Source organism: Sporomusa sp., from assembly GCF_057736855.1.
Genome location: NZ_JBYKYF010000216.1, coordinates 543 through 5,294 on the forward strand (window position 1 = coordinate 543; position 4,752 = coordinate 5,294).

At 38.0% G+C, this 4,752-nt stretch carries 5 protein-coding genes; 3 read left to right on the forward strand and 2 right to left on the reverse strand.

The features are described 5' to 3' along the window. A partial coding sequence (locus AC29Z1_RS12945) for a methyl-accepting chemotaxis protein (RefSeq protein WP_488271871.1) occupies window positions 1-1,826 on the forward strand: 1,826 nt, incomplete at its 5' end. 194 nt (window positions 1,827-2,020) lie between these two features. Here AC29Z1_RS12945 and AC29Z1_RS12950 read toward each other — a convergent pair. Then, the gene (locus AC29Z1_RS12950; RefSeq protein ID WP_488271872.1) at window positions 2,021-2,683 is read right to left on the reverse strand and encodes a L,D-transpeptidase; all 663 of its coding nucleotides are present in this window, start codon (window positions 2,681-2,683) and stop codon (window positions 2,021-2,023) included. Between the two features lie 606 nt (window positions 2,684-3,289). Then, a complete protein-coding gene (locus tag AC29Z1_RS12955) occupies window positions 3,290-3,445 on the reverse strand; it encodes a hypothetical protein (RefSeq protein ID WP_488271873.1) in 156 nt (51 codons plus the stop codon). A 246-nt stretch (window positions 3,446-3,691) separates the two neighbouring features. Here AC29Z1_RS12955 and AC29Z1_RS12960 point away from each other — a divergent pair, with 246 nt between their 5' ends. Both AC29Z1_RS12960 and AC29Z1_RS12965 read left to right on the forward strand, forming a co-directional pair. Continuing rightward, on the forward strand, window positions 3,692-4,030 hold the full coding sequence (locus tag AC29Z1_RS12960; RefSeq protein WP_488271874.1) for a GNAT family N-acetyltransferase: 339 nt from the start codon (window positions 3,692-3,694) through the stop codon (window positions 4,028-4,030). 201 nt (window positions 4,031-4,231) lie between these two features. Next, window positions 4,232-4,669 (forward strand): GNAT family N-acetyltransferase, encoded by a 438-nt coding sequence (locus AC29Z1_RS12965; RefSeq protein ID WP_488271875.1) that lies wholly within the window; start codon window positions 4,232-4,234, stop codon window positions 4,667-4,669. Window positions 4,670-4,752: the final 83 nt, after the last annotated feature.

Genomic DNA, 4,752 nt, shown 5'->3' on the forward strand with positions numbered 1-4,752 from the left:
CTTCGCAAGTAAAGTTTCAAATTGATGGGGTGCTAGACAGACCCATTACAGCACTGAAGGTTGTTGCTAGCAATCCGGCAGTTGCAGCCTTTGATTTAGCTCAGACAAGACAATTTTTGGTAAATACCCGAAAGACGTATCCTGATATTTCAATTGTCTTAGACGATTTACAAGGCAATATGGTTGTACGCGGTGATAATGCTGCCTTAGTTAATATTAAGGATCGAAAATACTTTCAGGAAGCAGTAAAAGGCAAAGATTTAGCAATTAATGAACCAGTAGTAAGTAAGACAGATGGCAAGCTTACTTTAATGCTTGGGACTCCTGTGCGTGATCCTAAAACTGGATCAATAGTAGGAGTAGTGCAGGGGGCAATTACCTTATCAAAAATTAGTGAGTATGTGAATCAGCTGTCAACCGATGGAACGATTGTTTATGTGGTTGATAATACTGGTAAGATATTGGCGCATCCAGATGAAAACCTGGTTAAGGAGCGTACAGACGTCAGTGCGGTCGATTTTGTCAAGGAAGGGCTAAACCAAAAGAAAAGCGGCTATTCGATTGTTGATGATCAAAGTACAGGAAAAAAATTAATAACCTATGAATACGATGACAGAACAGGTTGGCTTATATGTTTGGAAACGCCTTATTCCATAATCATGAATAAGGTATCTTCGCTGACAATGATTCTGAGTGTTGTGACACTAGTTGTTTTGGTCGTTGTAGGTTTACTGGTGTTCTTTATGGCTAGGCGTGTTACTGAACCGATTTATAAAATGCAGGAAGTGGCCAATAAGATATCGCAAGGTGATTTAAGACAAACCATTGAGGTTACCTCTAAGGATGAAATTGGCATGTTAGCTGCATCTTTTAATACAATGGTAACAAATTTACGGAGCTTAATTGGTCAGGTACAGGAAAATTCGCAACAAATGGCTGCTGCTTCTGAACAATTGACTGCTAGTGCGGAGCAATCGGCACTTGCCGCAAATCAGGTGGCGACATCTATAACACAGGTGGCCCAGGGAGCAGATAAACAATTGCACGCTGTAAATGAGGTATCTGTTGCAGTAGATAAAATGGCTACCAGTATTCAAAGAGTAGCACAAAACACCAATGAAGTTTCGATCCAGTCGAATAAAGCTGCTGAAACAGCCGTAAGAGGCAGTACTTTTGTAGAGAGTGCCGTAAAGCAAATGAAAGAACTTGAGCAAACTGTCAGTGCTTCTTCTCAAGTTGTTACTCAATTAGGCGAGCGGTCAAAAGAAATTGGACAAATTGTCAGTACGATTTCTGGTATTGCGGGTCAAACTAATCTCCTGGCTCTTAACGCAGCGATTGAAGCGGCAAGAGCGGGAGAGCAGGGACGAGGATTTGCTGTTGTTGCTGAAGAAGTTCGCAAATTAGCAGAACAATCTCGAGAAGCGGCTGAACAAATTGCTCACTTAATTAGCGAAATTCAAGGAGAAACAGAAAAGGCTGTGGGTGCTATGGATGCTGGTACCCAAGGTGTTAAGGCTGGAACAGAAGTAGTGACAGTCGCAGGAGAAGCATTCCAGGAAATTGCCGGATTAGTAAAGCAACTTTCTGGACAAGTGGGAGAAATTTCGGCTTCGATTCAGCAGTTGTCTGAAGGAGGCCAGCAAATCGTCAACTCGGTTAAAGAGATCGATGCCTTGATACGTACTGCGACTGCTGAATCGCAAAATGTTTCGGCTGCTACAGAAGAACAGTCTGCCTCGATGGAAGAAATTACCTCATCGAGTCAAAGTCTTGCTAAGATGGCACAAGACTTACAGGGTGCCGTTAATAAATTTCAGATATAATTTTTTAATGAAAATATGATTAACTTTCAGTGTGAGAACTAATCATAATTTGGATAAAAAATATAACAAACAAGAGAGGCGGGAATATTGCCTCTTTTGTTTGTTGTTTTTTATCTTTGATATTTTGATAAGCAGTGAGAAACAGAAGGGCGGTTCTGTTAAATTAAACAAGGCATACATTCACGCGATTTTCCCTATATAATAACAACTGTAGTACCGATTGAAATTTGCTCCTTTAACTCTGTTACGTCCTCATTATACATACGTATACATCCTTCTGATGCCATGGTTCCTATTGAGCTTGGGTCATGCGTACCATGAATACCAATACCATCCCATACTCCGGTATCTAAGGAAATAAACCATGGCCCATAGGCTCCTTCTATTTCACCATTACCATCATTAAAATCATGGGTCCAGTAATGAGAGTCAATAATTTCATTAATGGTAAACTTGCCAGTGGGAGTAGTCATATCACCCGCTATTTGCTTTTGACCAGGATTTTTCCCAATAGCTATATCGTAATTTTTTGTTTCTTTTCCATCTTTAAATAAAAATAATTTATATTTAGATTTGTCAATTATAATTACTAATGGCTCGCTTTTTAATATTTCGGCATATATCTCTGCGATATGAGATATCGATAGTGTAGCTTCGTTGTTTTTGTCTGGTGCTTTTGAAGCATCTTGAGATCGCTCGTGGAAAGTTTCATTGTTTTGAATTTTGTCTGAGACTTTTGAGGCATCCTGACATATAGGTAGTTCAGGTGCAGCTAATCCGACGGAGACCGACAGTGATAATAATGATAATACAAAAATGGGAAATATAAATTTGAAGATTTTTCTTTGTTTACGCATAAATTATCGAGTCCTTTAACATTTATTTATAAACTTTATTTTTCGCTATATTCAACAATAATCCTACATAATACGATACATAATTAGAAGAATATGGAGTAAAAGTTGGAAAAGGTAAACAATATTCCAAATTATGACATAACACTGGCGTCATGTTCATGAAAGTAACAAGTTCGTTTAAGATTAATCGGGGAGAATCGTATCGTATCATTGAAAACTAGAAAAATAGCCTCAACCTTTGCGTAATGCGAGGTTGAGGCTTTTCAGCGTGAAGTGTGTCATCCGCCTTAGTATCTACCTATTTTCGTACGGAACCAATCGTAGCTGTTGCTCACAGTACATATCCTTTAATTATAAAAGGGTCACCTTGACTCAATGGATCTAAGAGAAGAAACTTTAATTTTACCTGAACCTGTAAGATTGAATTGATAAGATTTCGATTGTATAACAATTTTTATTGTGAGTAATTAGCAGGAATTTATGCTAAAGGAAGCCGCTAGAAAGCTTAGATTAGGCGGGAGAAACGTATCATTGGTGGGAAAAAGTAGTTCACTGCTAATTACTATTTGCCAGTGGACAGATAAGCTGGTTATTTCTTTCAAAAAGTTACTGTTGTGACATATATGCTGAGGTAATAGCCTCTTGTATCATGATGGAGGTAATCCCTTCCGTCCAGTTATCAAAATAGCATGGATAGTTGGTTCCGCAGGTATTACATTCTATATATTGCTTAGCGTCTTTTTGTTCCCGTTTATCATACATATAGGGAAGAAACTCGTTGGTGTTATTAACTCCAGGGGCATTCCCATCTATCCTATAGGAATATTCATAAGTTGCCTGGTATTTTAGTGTAAAATGGTTAGCGCTGCAAACGGGGCATATAATGTGATGCACGTTCGTCACCCCTATTAAAAATATATTGTTTTTGCTTTCTATGGAACTAACTACATAAGACCATAGTTGCCTATTGCTATTATATCCAGAATTTGTAGGAGCAAAGTATATGGTTTGACTTATAAATCAGTGAATACTGAACAGGAGTTGGCAGTCAGCGTAAATGTCATCCGCGAATCTTTTGCTACAGTTGCGGAACAATTTCGACTTACAAAAGAGAATGCTCCCACCAACCCAGCATTTATAGAAATTCGACATTTGCAGAAAATGCGGGAAAAGGGAATTGCAATGTTTGGTGTGTATTGTAAAACAAAACAGATTGGTTTTGTTGCCATTGAAAGATATGAACCAACTGTCTTTTATATGGAAAGATTGGCAGTATTGCCTGAATATCGGCATAAAGGATATGGTCGCCAGATTGTTAAGTATGTGGTAGAATATGTTGCTGACTAGGGCGGAAAGACAGTGTTGATTGGCGTAAATGGGAAACATGAGATTTTAAAGTCATGGTACCGCGAACTTGGATTTATTGAGATTAATACGAAACGATTTGACCATATTCCTTTTCCAGTGTGCTATATGAGAAAAGACTTGCTATGAACATAGACCATAGTCAAATTAGTGGCTCGTGATTACAGATCAGGAGGCTTAAATATGATTATACGTAACATGATTGCGGATGATATTCCTGAACTGGCACAACTATACAAACAATTTTGGAATGGGGACTCTTGCATTGAATCAATGTATAATCAGTTTAACAAATTTTGCAAAAGTGATACACATGTATTATTGAGCGCTGTTGAAAATGAACGGTTGATTGGTTCTGTAATGGGAGTAATCTGTGGGGATTTATATGGCCGTTGCGAACCATTTATGGTTCTTGAAAATCTAATAGTTGATAGTAATTTCAGATACAAAGGAGTAGGTAAAGCATTGATATCTGAACTAGAAAAAATTGCTGTAAATAGAAACTGCACCCAAATAATTCTGGTTACAGAAGCTAATAGGATTGATGCTTGCAAATTTTATGAATCTGCAGGATATAGTCCTAATACATATAAGGGCTTTAAGAAGAAACTGAAATATTAAATATTCAATTGATTAGCAAAAGATCCCAACTGGGAGTTAGATACAGTCGTTTCCAGCCGTGGTAAAAGCAAGGCTTGTGTTGC